The sequence below is a fragment of the Amycolatopsis sp. NPDC104587 genome (assembly GCF_055583645.1).
In genome coordinates this window covers 13,355-27,788 of record NZ_JBVJNO010000011.1, presented here as the reverse complement: position 1 = coordinate 27,788, position 14,434 = coordinate 13,355, and the positions used below count along the sequence as shown (strand labels likewise).

The following is a 14,434-nucleotide window of genomic DNA, read 5'->3' as shown; positions in this document are numbered from 1 at the left end:
CATGTACAGCATGCGATATTCCGACACGACGGTCAAAAAGTGTGCCGGTGACCGGTGTTGACGCCCGGGGGAGCCCGGCGCACCATAGACCGGTCTATGGTCAGCGCCGGCCGAAGGGAACACGCCATGCCCGAAGACCTCCGCCCCCGGGTCCGGCTGTTCGGCGAGCTCCTGGCGCACTGGGCACGCGAACGCCCCGACGAGACCGCGCTGGTTTTCGGCGACCGGTCGTGGACCTGGACGGAGTTCGACGAGCGGGTCCGGCGGCTTTCGGGCGCCCTCGCGGCCGCCGGGGTCGGCCGGGGTGACCGCGTCGCGTTCGTCGACAAGAACCACCCCGCCTGCCTGGAGACGACCTTCGCGGTGGCCGGGATCGGCGCCGCCAACGCCGTGGTCAACTGGCGGCTCTCCGGCGACGAGCTCGCCTACGTGCTCGCCGACGCGGGCGCGAAGGTGGTCTTCGTCGGCGCCGAGCTGCGGCCGGCGCTCGACGCGGTCCGCGACCGGCTGCCCGCCTTGGAACGCGTGGTCGTCGTGGGCGGCGCCGCCGACGAGTACGAGCCGTTCCTGGCCGGCGCCGAGCCGCACACCGCGTCCGGTCTCGACGAGGACGACGGCGTGCTGGTCATGTACACCAGCGGCACCACCGGCTTCCCCAAGGGCGCGGTGCTGACCCACCGCAGTGTCCTCGCGCACGGGCTCGCCGCGGGCACGGCGTTCCCGATCGGCCGCGGCGACGTCAACCTGGTCGCGATGCCGCTGTTCCACGTCGGCGGCAGCTGCTACGCGGTTTCCGGGTTCCTCTACGGCGAACCGTCGTACCTGACGCGCGAGCCGGACGCGGCGTCGCTGTTCGCCGCGCTGCAGGCGGGGATCACGCACGCCTTCCTGGTGCCCGCGGTCGTCGCCGGGATCGCGCAGGCCGGCGAGGCGGCGCTCAAAGCGTTCTCCCGGCTGAAGTACCTCTGTTACGGCGCGTCGCCGATGCCACTGCCGTTGCTGCGCACGGTGCTCGCCGCCTGGCCGGACGTCCGGTTCGCGCAGGTCTACGGCATGACCGAGCTGTCCGGCGCGGTCACCGCGCTCGACCCGGAGGCGCACCGCGACGGCTCCCGGCCCGAGCGGCTGGCCTCGGCGGGGACCGCACTGTCCGGTGTGGACATCCGGATCGTCGACCCGGTGACGGCCGCGGACAGCGCGGTCGGCGAGGTCTGGATCCGCACCGAGCAGCGGATGGCCGGCTACCTCGGCAAACCCGAGGCGACCGCGGAGACCGTCGTGGACGGCTGGGTGCGCACCGGCGACGTCGGCCGCCTCGACGACGGCGGGTTCCTGTTCCTCGAGGACCGCGTCAAGGACATGATCATCACCGGCGGGGAGAACGTCTACTCGCCGGAGGTCGAGCGGATCGTCGCGGAGTACCCCGGGGTCGCCGAGGTGGCCGTCATCGGCGTGCCGGACGAGCGCTGGGGGGAGCAGGTCAAGGCCGTCGTCGCGCCGGCGCCCGGGGAGGAGCTCGACACGGACAAGCTCGTCGAGTTCTGCCGCGAACGGCTGGCCCACTACAAGTGCCCGCGCAGTGTCGACGTCCTCGAAGCCCTGCCGCGCAACGCGACCGGCAAGATCCTCAAGCGTTCGCTGCGTGAGCCGTACTGGCGGGACCGGGACCGGAACGTCTGATGCCCACGGCGAACCGGGAGGCCTACTTCGCCGGCGCGCTGGAAGTGCTGGCGGAGCACGGGTTCACCGAGCTGACCGTCGGCGCGCTCTGCCGCGGCCTCGGCGTCACGAGCGGCTCGTTCTACCACCACTTCGGCGGCTGGCCGGGGTTCGTGGAGCAGCTGCTGGAGCACTGGGAGAACCGGCAGGTGCTGATCCTGCGCGAGCGGAACTTCGGCGCCGGTGGCCCGGCCGCCGACTTCGCCGCGCTGATGGACCTGACGCTCGGCCTGCCGCACGAGGCCGAAGCGGCCATCCGCGCGTGGGCGATGAACGACGAAACCGTGCGGGCGGCGCAGAAACGCGTCGACGACGCCCGGCTGCGGACGGTCGGCAAGGCGGTCGAAGGCATCGTCGGCGACCGCGCGACGGCCCGGACGCTGACCTCGCTGGGGATGGCGATGCTCGTGGGGCATCAGCAGCTGGCTTCGGTGGGGGAGCACAGCGAGCTGGCAGCTCTGCTGGCGGAGTACACCCGGCTGGTGCACTCCCGCGTCTCGTGAGTGTTTTTTAGGGTTCTAACCCCAAAAAACACTCACGACCGGTTCTGAGCGTTGCCGAGCACCCGGTTCACGGTGATCTCCAGGACCACGCGTTGCGGGTTCGGCTTGGGCTGCCGGTAGCGGGCGGCGTAGCGGTTTTCCGCGTCGCGAACCGACTCCGGATCGTCGCGCAGCACCGCGCGTCCCTCCAAAGTGGACCACCGTGGGCCGTCGAGCTGGCAGACCGCGACCGGGATGCCGCCGTCCCCCGCGGCGCGCGCGAGCCGGGCCTTGACCGACGACGAGAACGTGATCACGCGCGCGACACCGGCCTCGAAGTCCACCGTGACACCGACCGCGACGACGTGCGGGGTGCCGTCCGGCCGGACCGTGGTGAGCGTGGCCAGGCGGCGCTCGGTCCAGAACGCGCGGAAGTCCGGGCCGCGGCCGTCGAGGGTGATCTTCATGCCCTCCACGCTAGTCCGTCCGGGTGGCGCGGGGGCCGTGAGACCACTCACGGTCATTGTAAGGAAAGTTTCCTAACAGTCTTGACCGAGTCTTGAATCTTCTGTCACGCTCTGATCGCCGTCGCCGCAGCCAACGATGTCCTTTACGGAGGAGCGATGAGAAAGATCGTCCGGGCGGTGGTGGCCACGGCCGCGCTGGCCGCCGGGCTGCTCAGCGTGCCCACGACCGCTTCTGCGGCCGGCACGCCCTACGTGCCGGGAACCCTGCGGCCGTCGGTTTCGCAGGCCACGCAGGACCAGGTGCTCCAGAAGTACTACGACTTCTGGAAGACGAACTTCCTGACGACGAAGTGCGGCAGCGGCACTTACGCCGTGCTGTCCAAGGACGCCGACCACTCCTTCGTCGCCGAGGGCGAGGGGTACGGCCTCACGATCTCGGCCATGATGGCCGACAAGGACCCGCAGGCCCGCGCGATCGTCGACGGGATCTTGAAGTTCGTGAAGGCCCACCCGTCGGTCAACAACAAGGACCTGCACGCGGCCGAGCAGGACTCGAAGTGCAAGAGCGTCAACGGCAGCGACTCCGCGACCGACGGCGACCTCGAAATCGCGTACGGCCTGCTGATCGCGGACAAGAAGTGGGGCAGCACGGGTTCGGTCGACTACAAGGCCGAGGCCGTCCGGATCATCAACGCGATCAAGAAGTCCGAGGTCAACAACAGCACGAAGTTCACGCTGCTCGGCGACTGGGGCAACGACGCGGAGTACAAGAACAGCTCACGCTCGTCGGACTGGATGCCGGGGCACCTGCGCGCGTTCGCGAAGGCGACCGGCGACAGCTTCTGGGACTCGGTCCGGACCCGCTCGGAGACGGCGGTGAGCCGGCTGCAGTCGTCCTACGCGCCGAACACGGGGCTGCTGCCGGACTTCGTGGTCAACACGAACTCGACGCCGAAGCCGGCGCCGGCGGACTTCCTCGAGGGCCCGTACGACGGCAAGTACAGCTGGAACGCCTGCCGTGACCCGTGGCGCCTCGGCGCGGACGCGATCTCGTTCTCCGGGAGCGCGGCCGCCGCGCAGGTCCGCAAGATGAACACGTGGATCAAGTCCACGACGGGCGGCGACCCGTCGAAGATCCAGAGCGGCTACTCGCTGTCGGGCTCGAAGACCGAAAGCGGCCAGCACCCGTGCTTCACGGCCCCGTTCGCGGTGGCGGCGATGACGGACGCGGGCAGCCAAGCCTGGCTCGACAAGCTGTGGACGTCGATCGCGTCGTTCTCCCCGGACTCGACGGACTACTACGGAACGGGCATCACGGTGCAGGTGCTGCTGATCCTGTCCGGTAACTACGTGGCTGCTTGACAGCCGGTTCGCCCCGCACCCGGAATTCGGGTGCGGGGCGGCCGGTTCGTCCGCGAGACTGGCGCCATGACCGGTCACCCGCGCAGCGTCGAGGAGCTGACCCGCGCCCTCGACGCGGGCCGACGGTTCAAGTAGCCGCGCGCTTGGCGAGGGCTCAACCTGCTCGGCTTCGCCCCTCGCCGATGTGCGCGCTCAGCTCGGTTCGCGCAGCGGCAGTCCCGCCGCCCGGTAGATCTCGTCGATCACCGTCATCGTCTCGACCGCGTCGGCCGCCGAGGTCTTCACCGGCTCGCCTCGCAGGACCGCCGCCGCGAACGCGTCCAGCTGGTACTCGTACGACGCCCGGCGGGGCAACTTCTCCGACCGCCGCACGCCGCCTACCTCGACCCGCATGCGGTGGAAAGCCTGCGGTGCCACCGGGTTCACGATCCGGATCGAACCGCGGGCGCCGACCACCTTCGCGCTGATCTTCAGCAGCGTCGACGACCACATCGAGCACTCCACCCGTCCGGTGTGGCCCGACGGGTACCGGAGTTCCGCCGTCATCGCCCGGTCGATGCACGAGTCCCGCAGCTTCGGGGAAGCCGACACCACCGACGGGGTTTCGCCGCCGCCGAAGGTCCGGGCCATGTGGACCGCGTAGCAGCCCGCGTCCATCGTCGCGCCGCCCGCGAGGTCGTAGTTGTAGCGGATGTCCGAGAACTTCGGCAGCGGGAAGCACAACGCCGTCTCGACGCGCTCGAGCGAACCCAGTTCGCCGGACGCCACGATCTCCTCCACCCGCAGCGCCAGCGGGTGGTAGCGGTAGTGGAACGCCTCCATCACGACCCGGTCGGACGCAGCGGCCAGGTCGGCGATCTCCCGCGCCTCCGCCGCGTTCGCCGTGAACGGCTTCTCACACAGCACGTGCTTCCCGGCCGCCAGGGCCGCCCGCGTCCACCGGCCGTGAAGGCCGTTCGGTAGCGGGTTGTAGACGGCGTCGACGTCCGGATCGGCGAGCAGGGCCTCGTACGACGAGTGCACCCGCGGGATGCCGTGCCGGGAGGCAAACGCTTGCGCCCGGTCGGCGGAGCGGGCGGCCACCGCGACGACGTCGACCTCGGAACTGGCTGAAGCGGGCTTGACCAGGGCGGTGGGCGCGATGCTCGCCGCGCCCAGGACGCCGATCCGCAGGCTCATGCGCGAAAGTTAGCACCGGCGTAGATTTCAACAGGCAGTTGACCTCTTCAACAACGAGTTGTACCGTTCCGGCCAGCCGAACAGTGGAGGTCCGTTATGTCCCGTTCACGTGCCGCTCAGGCGGTGTTGCTCGCGAGCCTGGCCGTGCTGGTGACGGCTTGCGGTGGCGGTCCGGACGGTGCGGGCGGGTCCTCGCAGGCCCCCGGCGCCCCCGCGTCCGGCATCCCGGACACCGCGGCGATCGTCCAGGGTGTGCAGAAGGACGCCCAGCTCAACGCGGCTTTGCCGGCGAACGTCAAGCAGGCGGGCGTGCTGCACCTGGCGTCGAACCTGCAGTCCGCGCCCAACAACTTCTACGCCGCCGACGGCAAGACCCCGATCGGCTACGAGGTCGACCTCGCCAAGGTGGTCGCGGCCAAGCTCGGCGTCACCGTGACCCACCAGGACATGGCGTTCGGCTCGCTCATCACCAGCCTCCAGTCCGGCCGCATCGACCTGACCATGGCCGGCATGAACGACACCAAGGCCCGCCAGGCGCAGATCGACTTCGTCGACTACTTCACCTCCGGCATCACGATCATGACCCGCAAGGGCAACCCGGACGGCATCACCGGCCCGGACACCCTCTGCGGCAAGAACGTCGCCGTGGTGCAGGGCACCAGCCACCAGAAGTTCGCCGAGGCGCAGACCGCCAAGTGCACGCAGGCCGGGAAGCCCGCGGTGAACGTCACGGCGACCGACAGCGACAACCAGAACCAGAACCAGCTGCGGACCGGCCGCGTCGCGGCGATCCTCAACGACCTGCCCAGCGCCGTCTACATCTCGCGGACGGCGGGCGACGGCAAGTTCTTCGAGGTCGTCCCGGGTGAGCCGATCGAAGGCGGGCCGTACGGCATCGGCGTCAACAAGCAGAACACGCCGCTGCGCGACTCCGTGCAGAAGGCGCTGCAGGCGCTGATCACCGACGGCACCTACGGCAAGATCCTGCAGGCCTGGGGTGTCGACCAGGGCGCCATCAAGGAGGCCGCGATCAATGGCGGCTCCTGAACCGCTCCCGATCGTCCGGCTCCGGCACTGGGGCCGCTGGGTCGCCGCGGTGGTCATCCTCGCGCTGCTCGTGCTGCTGGGCATCGCCCTCGGCAACGCGCAGATCGAGTGGGGTCAGGTCCCCGACTTCGTCTTCTTCAAGGTGATGGCGACCGGCCTGCTCAACACCGTGGTGCTGGCCGTGCTGTCCCAGGCCGTCGCGATCGTGCTCGGCATCGTCATCGCGCTGCTGCGCCGCAGCGCCAACCCGGTCGCCCGGTGGTTCGCCGCCGGCTACATCTGGCTTTTCCGCGGCCTCCCGGTGCTGCTGCAGATCCTGCTGTGGTACAACCTGGCGCTGGTTTTCCCGGTTATCGACATCCCGTTCCTGGTCCACGAGCAGACGAACGTGCTGATCAGCGCGTTCACCGCCGCGTTCCTCGGTCTGGCGCTCAACGAAAGCGCGTACATGGCCGAGATCGTCCGGGCGGGACTGAACAGTGTCGACAGTGGACAGACCGAGGCGGCGAAGTCGATCGGCATGACACCGGCCGCGACGCTGCGCCGGGTCGTGCTGCCCCAAGCCATGCGCGTGATCATCCCGCCGACCGGCAACGACTTCATCAACATGCTCAAGGGCACGTCGATGGCGTCGGTGATCGGCGTGACCGAGCTGATCCACGCGGCCAACAACATCTCGTCCAACAACCTGCTCGTGATGGAGACGCTGCTGGCCGCGGCCGTCTGGTACATGGTCGTGGTGACCGTCGCGGGCGTCGGGCAGCACTACCTGGAACGCTCGTTCGGGCAGGCCGACCGCGGGCCGCTGTCCCGTGCCGGCAAGGCGTTGCGCGGCGTGCCGCTGGTGAGGAGTGCCCGTGTCTGAGTCGCTGCTGCGCGCCGTCGGCGTCAAGAAGTCCTACGGTCACACCGAAGTCCTCGGTGGCATCGACCTCGAAGTCCACAAGGGACAGGTCGTCTGCCTGCTTGGGCCGTCCGGCGCCGGGAAGAGCACGTTCCTGCGCTGCATCAACCACCTGGAGACGATCGACGCCGGCCAGATCTGGGTCGACGGCGAGCCGATCGGCTACCGGCAGCGGGGCGGGAAGCTGTACGAGCTGCGCGAACGCGACGTCGCCCCCCAGCGGCGGGACATCGGCATGGTGTTCCAGCGGTTCAACCTGTTCGCGCACCGGACGGCGCTGGAGAACGTCGTCGAGGGGCCGATCCGGGTACTGGGCCTGAAAGCGGACGAGGCACGCAAGCAGGGCCTCGAGCTGCTCGACCGCGTCGGCCTCGCCCACCGCGGTGACGCCTACCCGGCGCAGCTGTCCGGCGGGCAGCAGCAGCGCGTCGCGATCGCGCGGTCGCTGGCGATGAAACCGAAGCTGATGCTGTTCGACGAGCCGACGTCGGCGCTCGACCCGGAGCTGGTCGGCGAGGTGCTCGAAGTGATGAGTACGTTGGCGGGGGAGGGGATGACGATGGTCGTCGTGACGCACGAGATGAGCTTCGCCGCGGAGGCCGCCGACGAGGTGGTGTTCCTGGCCGACGGCGCGGTGGTCGAGACCGGGCCTCCGTCGGAGGTCCTGAGCGCGCCGAAGCACGAACGCACCCGGCAGTTCCTGGCGAGGATCCTCGCGTGACGCGGATTTCGCCCCGGTACCTGCTCCAGTTCGACGAGCCCGCCGGTTACCTCGACTTCGCCCGGTTCGGCCCGCCGTCGCACGCGGTGCTCGACACGACGGCCGCGCTGCTCGACCAGGCCACCACGGCCGGTCCGTCCACTGTGGACGAACTGATGCGCCAGGAGGTCCGCGCCAAGGCCGCCGCCGCGCGGCTGTCCGGTTCGGACACCGACCACACCGTGCTGCTGCCGAACACGAGCCTCGGGCTGTTCCAGGCGGCGTTCCACAGCGCGGGTGAGGTGCTCGTGCCGGCCGCGGAGTTCCCGGCCAACACCTACCCGTGGGCCCGCGCCGAGCAGGCCGGGCGGCTGCGCGTCCGCCGTCTGACCAGCGGTTATGTCACGCCTGAGCGAGTCGCTGACGTGTTGACGCCGGAGATCACGACGGTCAGCGTCAGCGCCGTTGACTTCCGGACCGGCTACCGCGCCGACCTCGCGGCGCTGCGCGAGGTCGTGGGCGACCGGCTGCTGGTCGTCGACGGCATCCAGGGGTTCGGCGTGGTCGACGAGCCGTGGGAGGTCGCCGACGTCCTGGTCGTCGGTGGGCAGAAGTGGCTGCGCGCGGGCTGGGGCACGGGGTTCGCGGTGCTGTCGGACCGGGCGCTGGAGCGGATGGACCCGGTGCTGTCGGGCTGGACCGGCGCGCGCGACGCGGGACTGTTCGACAACGAGATCCACCCGCCGGACGGCACCGCGCAGGCCTGGTCGATCTCGAACCTCAGCCCGATCACGTCCGGCGCGTTCGCCGAGGCCCTGGAGCTGGTCGAAGACGCCGGGGTCGTCGCCATCGCGGCGCGGATCGCCGAGCGCCTGACGTCCTTCGAGGAGGTCTTGGCCTCGTGCGGCGCCGAGGTCGTCTCGGCGGTGGACCGGCGCGCCGGGATCCTGGCGTTCACGCTGCCCGGGCACCCGGCCGAGCAGGTCGGGGCGGCGCTGGCGAACGCGGGAATCGCGGCGACAGTGCGGCCCGAGCACGTCCGGTTGTCGCCGCACGCGTCGACGCCGGCGGCCGCCGCGGACCTGCTGCGTTCGGCCTTGGAGACGTTGACGGCGCCGCGGGAACCGCTGGTCGTCCCGGCCGCGGGCGCGACGACGCACGAGGTCCTGACCGCGCTGGTCCCGGCGATCCCGGGGCTCGCGGCGATGCTCGGGCCGGGCAACGAGGTGCTGCTGCACGACCTGAGCCGGCTGCCGGACTCGATCGTCGCGATCGCGGGTGACCTGACCGGCCGCAACGTCGGCGGCCCGATGACCGACCTGCTGCTCGGCCTGGTCCGCCGCGGGACGACGCAGGACCTGACGAACTACCGCACCCACGGCCCGGACGGCCGCGCGATCCGCTCGTCGACGCTGTTCCTGCGGGACGCGGACGGCGTGGCGGTCGGCTGCCTGTGCGTCAACAGCGTGGACACGGCCGCTTCGGCCGGCGGCAACGGCGAGCCGGAGACTTTCCCACCGGACGTCGACAGCCTGCAACGGTTCCTGGTCGACCGCGCGGTGACGAAGGCCGGGATCCCGGTGGACCTGATGAAGAAGCGCCACAAGGCGGCGGTGGTCCGCGAGCTCGACGAAGCCGGTTATTTCCTCATCAAGGACGCGGTCGACCACCTGGCCGGCCGCCTCGACGTCACGCGCTACACGATCTACAACTACCTCAACGAGATCCGCGCCTGACGCTGCCCGATCGGACCTTGTCGGCGGGGTCGGCGGGGCGGACGATGGCGCGCATGACCGAACCGGACACGCAGCGCGCGCTGGTGCGGCTCGAAGCCGAAGGCGACGACGAAGAAACCGACCGGCTCGCCCGGCGGCTGCGAGCCGAGCTGGGCGAGCTGGACGTCGACGTGCTGGCGGTGGCGGGCGAGGTCCCGCCCGGCGCGAAAGCCGCCGACCCTGTGACGATCGGGTCGCTGGTGGTGGCGTTCAGCGCGGCGGGAGGGGTGCTCCCGGGGCTCGTGGAGACACTGCGCGAATGGCTCGGCCGGCAGGCGGGACGCCACAAGATCAAGGTGACGGTGGACGGCGACACCGTCGAACTGGAGCGCGCGACGTCGGCGGAGCGGCAGCAGCTGATCGACGCGTTCGTGAAACGGCACGGCTAGCCGACGGCCCGGCACGCGTTGCTGATCGCGACCGAGACGTACGCCGACCCGGCACTGCGGCGGCTGACCGCGCCCGGCGGCGACGCACGGGAGCTGGCCTCGGTGCTGAGCGATCCCGCGGTCGCCGGGTTCGAGGTGACGACGCTGATCGACGAGCCGCACCACGTGGTGGGCGAGGCGATCGGCGAGTTCTGCCGCGGCCGTCGGCCTCTACTTGGCGATGGCCGACACGCGCCGGGACAGCCTGATGTTCACGGCGCTGGCGGCGGAGCTGCTCGACCGCGCGATGGCCGGCTGCGCGTCCCGGCAGAAGGTGCTGGTCCTGGACTGTTGTTACAGCGGCGCGTTTCCGGCCGGTCGCTTGGCGAAGGCAGGCACGGACGTCCACACGCTGGAGCGGTTCCAGGGCCGCGGCCGCGCGGTGCTGACGGCGTCGGACGCGACGCAGTACTCGTTCGAGGGCGACGCGGTGGTGGGCTCGGCGGCGAGGTCGGTGTTCACGCGGCACCTGGTCGCGGGCCTGCGAGACGGAAGCGCGGACCTGGACGGTGACGGGGACGTCACGGTGGACGAGCTGTACAGCTACGTCCACGAGCGCGTCGTGGCGGAGATGCCGCGGCAGCGGCCCAAGCACCAGTCCGATGTGGAGGGTCGCATCGTACTGGCGCGCAATCCCCGGTGGACGTTGCCGGAGTACCTGCGGCACGGGCTGGCCAGCCCGATCGCGCTGGACCGGATGAACGCGCTGGAGGGGTTGAAGCGGCTCAACCAGGTGGGCAACGAGCTGGTCCGCGAGCGGACGGCGGCCTCGATCCGCAGCTTGGTGGACGACGACAGCCGGACGGTGTCGAGCGCCGCGGCCGCCTGGGCGGCGGAAGAGGACGGCCCGCCCGAGCCGGTGGTGGTCGAGCGGGAGCCGGTGGCCGAGTCTGGGGTTGCGGCGGATCCGGTGGTCCGGGTCGAGCCGGAGCCGGAGCTGACGGCGGGACCGGTGGTGCAGGCCGAGCCGGGGCCGGTGGCCGAGCCGGTCGCCGAACCCGAGCCGACGGGCACCGCCGCGAAGAGGCTCACCCGGCGGGTGAAGATCATCCTCGCGGCGGTGGCCGTGGCCATCGTGGCCGGAATCGTCGTGCTGATCGTGGCACTGGCCGACAGCGGTACCGGCAGCGGCTCGAGCGGAGGCAGCAGCTACTCCAGATAGGACTCCACGGCGTCCGCGGCCACCGGAACCCCGCCGTGGCCCTGGATCTCCGCCTTCAGCGAAGCCAGCCGTGAGGCCACCGAAGCCGACGACGTCACCTCATCGACCGCTGCCCTCAGCGATGCAGCCGAAACCGAGTCGGCCGGCAAGTGACGCCCGACTCCCAACGCCTCCAGCTGAGCCGCGTTCCCGAACTGGTCCGCCGCCTGCGGAACGGCCACCGTCGGCACTCCGAACCACAATGACTCGGTCGCCCCGCCCATCCCCGCGTGCGTGATGAACGCCGACGCCGCCTCGAGAACCGCCAGTTGCGGCACCGAAGCGAACACCTCCACCGACGGCGGCAGCGGTCCGAGGGAAGCCGGCGACACGTGCTTCCCGATCGACATCACCACGTGCCAGTCCGCGGCGAATGCCTCGATACACGCGCGGTAGACCGGCAGCTGGTCGTTGAACGCCGTCCCGAACGACACCAGCAGCACCGGACGCCCCGACGATGGCGGCGTCCACGACCGGTCGGCCAGCCGGGCCGGATCCAGGCAGGGCCCGACGAACCGCACGTGCGAGCCGACCCGGTCCGCGTGGGGCTGCATCGCCCGCGGGATCAGCGACAGGACGTGCGCCGGGTGACCCAGCCACTCCCACGGGTCGGCTTCGATGCCGTTCGCGAGGAGCCACCGGGTGAACGTCTCCGCGTAGTCCACACCGGACGGTGACGCCTTGATCGGGTCCATGACGGGCGCCATGTCCTCGTCGTAGCCCTCCCACGCCACCAGCGTCGGCGACAGCTGGACCGCAGGGACGTCGTACCGGGCGGCCAGCACCGGCGCGCCCAGGCCGCCGATGTCGTACAGCAGCAGGTCGGGCCGGTCGTCGTCGAAGACCGACGTCAGCCGGGGATGGATGGTGATGGCCTCGTCGAGGAAGACGCGCATCGCGTCTGCCGGGTCGTCCGGCCACACCGCGGCCTCGCCCAGCGGGAACGACGTCGGGTGAGTGACCACGGAAGCGCCGGTCGGCGAGACCAGCGGGGCCAGTGGCTCGCCGACCACGTAGGACACCCGGTGGCCGCGGTGGACCAGCTCGGTGATGACACCCAGCGACGGGTAGACGTGGCTCGGCGCGGTGCAGCCGACCATGAGGATGTGTTTGCGCAGCATGAAGCTCCTTCAGAGGAAGAAAGAACCGACGGCGCGCAGATGAGGGGACCGGGCCCGGTGGGCGGGCGGTCCGGCGGTCACGCCGTCTCAGACGGAGCGGATCCGGATGAAGGAGATCATGTCCGGCACCGTAGGGGATCCCGGAACGACCGCGCCACCCGATTTCCACCTTTCGTAGGGCATTCGGGGCCGCCACCCCGTTCGCGGTCCCCGCGCGCCGGAAGCGGGTCTAGGGTTCACCCGCTTGAAGTCGGAGCCAAAAGGGAGAAAACAGTGAGACGTGCGTTTTTCGCCGCGGTGGCCGCCGCCGCGGTGGCGTCCGCGCTCGTGGCCGCGCCGGCCGCGACCGCCGCGCCCGCACCGGCAGCCGGGACCATCACCTGGGGGCCGTGCACCGATCCGACGCTGGTCGCCGCCGGCGCCGACTGCGGGTACCTGGGAGTCCCGCTCGACTACTCGAAGCCCCACGGGGAGCAGGTCCAGCTCGCCGTCAGCCGCGTCAAGCACAAGGTCGCCGACGCGCAGTACCAGGGCGTCATGCTGACCAACCCAGGCGGCCCCGGCGGCTCCGGCCTGCTGCTGGCCACCCGCGGCCCCAGGGTGCCCAACCACGCCGGTGACGCTTACGACTGGATCGGCTTCGACCCGCGTGGCGTCGGCGCCAGCAAGCCCGCGCTGAGCTGCGACGCGAACTACATGGACTACGACCGGCCCTCGTACCTGCCGATCACGCCGCAGCTCGAGCGGACCTGGCTCGACCGCGCCAAGGGGTACGCGCAGGCGTGCGCGAAGAACAACCCGAAGGCCCTGCTGGAGAACATGAAGACGACCGACACGGTCAAGGACATGGACTCCATCCGCAAGGCGCTCGGGCAGAAGCAGCTGAACTTCTACGGCTACTCCTACGGCACCTACCTCGGCCAGGTCTACGGCTCGCTGTTCCCCCAGAACGTGCGGCGGATGGTGCTCGACTCCACAGTCGACCCGCGGGGCGTCTGGTACGGCGACAACCTCAACCAGGACGTCGCGTTCGACAAGAACATCCTGATCTGGTTCGGCTGGCTGGCCCAGCACGACGACGTCTACCACCTCGGCAAGACGCAGTCGGCGGTCCAGCACGTGGTCAACGAGCAGCTGCTCAAGGCGTCGTTCAACCCGGCCGGCGGCGTGATCGGGCCGGACGAGATCCTCGACGTCATCCAGCAGGCTTCGTACTACCAGCTCCGGTGGACGCTCCTGGGTGACGCGCTGTCCCGGTTCGTCAACCAGGGTGACTGGCAGAACTGGAAGTCGCTGTTCGAGGCCTTCGGCGGCCGCGGCGACGACAACGGCTACGCGGTGTACCTCGCCGTCCAGTGCACGGACGTCCAGTGGCCGCAGAGCTGGAACCAGTGGAAGGCCGACAACTGGAAGACCTTCACGAAGGCGCCGTACTTCACCTGGCAGAACGCCTGGTTCAACGCGCCGTGCCTGTACTGGCCGGCGAAGGCGGGCAAGCCGGCCAAGATCGACGGTCGTGGCGTGCCGAGCGTGCTGATGATCGACGAGACCCTGGACGCGGCGACGCCGTTCCCGGGCAGCCTCGAGGTCCGCAGCCGCTTCCCGGGCGCGTCGCTGATCGCGGAGCCGGGTGGCACGAGCCACGCGATCACTCCGCGCGGCAACGCGTGTGTCGACAACAAGATCGCGGACTACCTGGCGACGGGCGCGCTCCCGGCCCGCAAGCCGGGCCGCACGGCCGACGTCGAGTGCGCGCCGCTGCCCCAGCCGACGCCACCCGCGCCGACGGCGGCGAAGGCCGACCTCGGCGCGACGCAGGGGTTGGTGGCCGGGCGGTTCACCGGCTGACCTGCGTGAACCCTGAGTGACGGGGTGTCGGGCCCAGTGCCCGGCACCCCGTTTTTGTGTGGTCATCCCCAAGCGCCCCAATGTGGCCTTCGGTGCGTTGAACGCACCCAAGGCCGCCTTGGGTGCGTTCAACGCACCCAAGGACACATTTGGGTGTGGGGGGAGAGCTCACCCCCGGCGGGCTGTAAACCCCGGGTTCCC

The 14,434-nt window shown here is 70.4% G+C and carries 13 protein-coding genes; 10 read left to right on the top strand and 3 right to left on the bottom strand.

Annotated elements, in window-relative coordinates; translation table 11 throughout:
* Positions 1-126 precede the first annotated feature (126 nt).
* Together ACZ61C_RS31320 and ACZ61C_RS31315 are read left to right on the top strand one after the other, a co-directional pair.
* On the top strand, positions 127-1,680 hold the full coding sequence (locus ACZ61C_RS31320) for an acyl-CoA synthetase (protein ID WP_465311458.1): 1,554 nt from the start codon (positions 127-129) through the stop codon (positions 1,678-1,680).
* Positions 1,680-2,222 (top strand): TetR/AcrR family transcriptional regulator, encoded by a 543-nt coding sequence (locus tag ACZ61C_RS31315; protein WP_465311457.1) that lies wholly within the window; start codon positions 1,680-1,682, stop codon positions 2,220-2,222. Before ACZ61C_RS31320 ends, ACZ61C_RS31315 begins: the two co-directional genes overlap by 1 nt.
* Before the next feature lie 32 nt (positions 2,223-2,254).
* Here ACZ61C_RS31315 and ACZ61C_RS31310 read toward each other — a convergent pair whose 3' ends face one another.
* Complete coding sequence (locus ACZ61C_RS31310) at positions 2,255-2,668, bottom strand: PPOX class F420-dependent oxidoreductase (protein WP_465311456.1); 414 nt, start codon at positions 2,666-2,668, stop codon at positions 2,255-2,257.
* 156 nt (positions 2,669-2,824) lie between these two features.
* Here ACZ61C_RS31310 and ACZ61C_RS31305 point away from each other — a divergent pair, with 156 nt between their 5' ends.
* Positions 2,825-4,030: a glycosyl hydrolase family 8 gene (locus tag ACZ61C_RS31305; protein WP_465311455.1), complete on the top strand. Its 1,206-nt coding sequence runs from the start codon at positions 2,825-2,827 to the stop codon at positions 4,028-4,030.
* Between the two features lie 192 nt (positions 4,031-4,222).
* Here ACZ61C_RS31305 and ACZ61C_RS31300 read toward each other — a convergent pair whose 3' ends face one another.
* Positions 4,223-5,209 carry a Gfo/Idh/MocA family protein gene (locus ACZ61C_RS31300; RefSeq protein ID WP_465311454.1) on the bottom strand — a complete coding sequence of 329 codons (987 nt, stop codon included), beginning with the start codon at positions 5,207-5,209 and terminating at the stop codon, positions 4,223-4,225.
* 96 nt (positions 5,210-5,305) lie between these two features.
* Between ACZ61C_RS31300 and ACZ61C_RS31295 the strand changes: the two genes are divergently transcribed.
* The 6 genes from ACZ61C_RS31295 (at position 5,306) to ACZ61C_RS31270 (ending at position 11,225) form a co-directional block, all read left to right on the top strand.
* The gene (locus tag ACZ61C_RS31295; protein WP_465311453.1) at positions 5,306-6,256 is read left to right on the top strand and encodes an ABC transporter substrate-binding protein; all 951 of its coding nucleotides are present in this window, start codon (positions 5,306-5,308) and stop codon (positions 6,254-6,256) included.
* A complete protein-coding gene (locus ACZ61C_RS31290) occupies positions 6,243-7,121 on the top strand; it encodes an amino acid ABC transporter permease (protein ID WP_465311452.1) in 879 nt (292 codons plus the stop codon). Before ACZ61C_RS31295 ends, ACZ61C_RS31290 begins: the two co-directional genes overlap by 14 nt.
* Positions 7,114-7,881: an amino acid ABC transporter ATP-binding protein gene (locus tag ACZ61C_RS31285; RefSeq protein WP_465311451.1), complete on the top strand. Its 768-nt coding sequence runs from the start codon at positions 7,114-7,116 to the stop codon at positions 7,879-7,881. The genes ACZ61C_RS31290 and ACZ61C_RS31285 overlap by 8 nt, the downstream gene beginning before the upstream one ends.
* Positions 7,878-9,596: an aminotransferase class V-fold PLP-dependent enzyme gene (locus ACZ61C_RS31280; RefSeq protein WP_465311450.1), complete on the top strand. Its 1,719-nt coding sequence runs from the start codon at positions 7,878-7,880 to the stop codon at positions 9,594-9,596. The genes ACZ61C_RS31285 and ACZ61C_RS31280 overlap by 4 nt, the downstream gene beginning before the upstream one ends.
* A gap of 53 nt (positions 9,597-9,649) precedes the next feature.
* Positions 9,650-10,024 (top strand): effector-associated constant component EACC1, encoded by a 375-nt coding sequence (locus ACZ61C_RS31275; protein ID WP_465311449.1) that lies wholly within the window; start codon positions 9,650-9,652, stop codon positions 10,022-10,024.
* Between the two features lie 220 nt (positions 10,025-10,244).
* A complete protein-coding gene (locus tag ACZ61C_RS31270; protein ID WP_465311448.1) occupies positions 10,245-11,225 on the top strand; it encodes a hypothetical protein in 981 nt (326 codons plus the stop codon).
* Here ACZ61C_RS31270 and ACZ61C_RS31265 read toward each other — a convergent pair.
* On the bottom strand, positions 11,213-12,385 hold the full coding sequence (locus tag ACZ61C_RS31265) for a macrolide family glycosyltransferase (protein ID WP_465311447.1): 1,173 nt from the start codon (positions 12,383-12,385) through the stop codon (positions 11,213-11,215). The two genes, ACZ61C_RS31270 and ACZ61C_RS31265, sit on opposite strands and share 13 nt — an antisense overlap.
* 297 nt (positions 12,386-12,682) lie before the next feature.
* On the opposite strand from ACZ61C_RS31265, the gene ACZ61C_RS31260 reads away from it, so the two are divergent.
* Entirely contained in the window at positions 12,683-14,233 is a 1,551-nt protein-coding gene (locus tag ACZ61C_RS31260) for an alpha/beta hydrolase (RefSeq protein WP_465311750.1), read from the top strand.
* The last annotated feature ends 201 nt before the right edge of the window (positions 14,234-14,434 follow it).

Bases quoted from the DNA above. Each gene is read 5' to 3' on its own strand.
- ACZ61C_RS31320 (WP_465311458.1), top strand. From the start codon at position 127: ATGCCCGAAGACCTCCGCCCCCGGGTCCGGCTGTTCGGCGAGCTCCTG.
- ACZ61C_RS31315 (WP_465311457.1), top strand. From the start codon at position 1,680: ATGCCCACGGCGAACCGGGAGGCCTACTTCGCCGGCGCGCTGGAAGTG.
- ACZ61C_RS31310 (WP_465311456.1), bottom strand. From the start codon at position 2,668: ATGAAGATCACCCTCGACGGCCGCGGCCCGGACTTCCGCGCGTTCTGG.
- ACZ61C_RS31305 (WP_465311455.1), top strand. From the start codon at position 2,825: ATGAGAAAGATCGTCCGGGCGGTGGTGGCCACGGCCGCGCTGGCCGCC.
- ACZ61C_RS31300 (WP_465311454.1), bottom strand. From the start codon at position 5,209: ATGAGCCTGCGGATCGGCGTCCTGGGCGCGGCGAGCATCGCGCCCACC.
- ACZ61C_RS31295 (WP_465311453.1), top strand. From the start codon at position 5,306: ATGTCCCGTTCACGTGCCGCTCAGGCGGTGTTGCTCGCGAGCCTGGCC.
- ACZ61C_RS31290 (WP_465311452.1), top strand. From the start codon at position 6,243: ATGGCGGCTCCTGAACCGCTCCCGATCGTCCGGCTCCGGCACTGGGGC.
- ACZ61C_RS31275 (WP_465311449.1), top strand. From the start codon at position 9,650: ATGACCGAACCGGACACGCAGCGCGCGCTGGTGCGGCTCGAAGCCGAA.
- ACZ61C_RS31270 (WP_465311448.1), top strand. From the start codon at position 10,245: ATGGCCGACACGCGCCGGGACAGCCTGATGTTCACGGCGCTGGCGGCG.
- ACZ61C_RS31265 (WP_465311447.1), bottom strand. From the start codon at position 12,385: ATGCTGCGCAAACACATCCTCATGGTCGGCTGCACCGCGCCGAGCCAC.